This is a genomic window from Pseudomonas shirazensis (assembly GCF_014268785.2).
GTDB classification, from domain to species: Bacteria; Pseudomonadota; Gammaproteobacteria; order Pseudomonadales; family Pseudomonadaceae; genus Aquipseudomonas; species Aquipseudomonas shirazensis.
Genome location: NZ_JABWRD020000016.1, coordinates 1 through 281 on the forward strand (window position 1 = coordinate 1; position 281 = coordinate 281).

General features: G+C 59.4%; 1 protein-coding gene. It reads right to left on the reverse strand.

All coding sequences use genetic code 11. The features are described from left to right. Window positions 1-281: hypothetical protein (locus HU736_RS21685; RefSeq protein ID WP_217862406.1), on the reverse strand; the 281-nt coding region annotated here is incomplete at both ends.

The following is a 281-nucleotide window of genomic DNA, read 5'->3' on the forward strand; positions in this document are numbered from 1 at the left end:
TCGGCATCGAGGGTGATGTAGCCGTAAGTGCCCTGGACGTTGACGCCGAGTTGGCCAGAGGCAGGCGTCGACGTATCTGAACCGGCGCGTACACCGACTACATATTTACCATCGGCGGAGACGTCGGCGCCGATCACGTCGTTGAGCAGCACGTTACCGCTGACCTGCCCACCCATTTCCACACGAGCAACGTCGCAGTGCGCTTGGGGCACGTCATCGACGATGCTGATGACGATGTTGCTGGTGGTGGTATTACCGAGCGAGTCCTTGACCTGATAGGT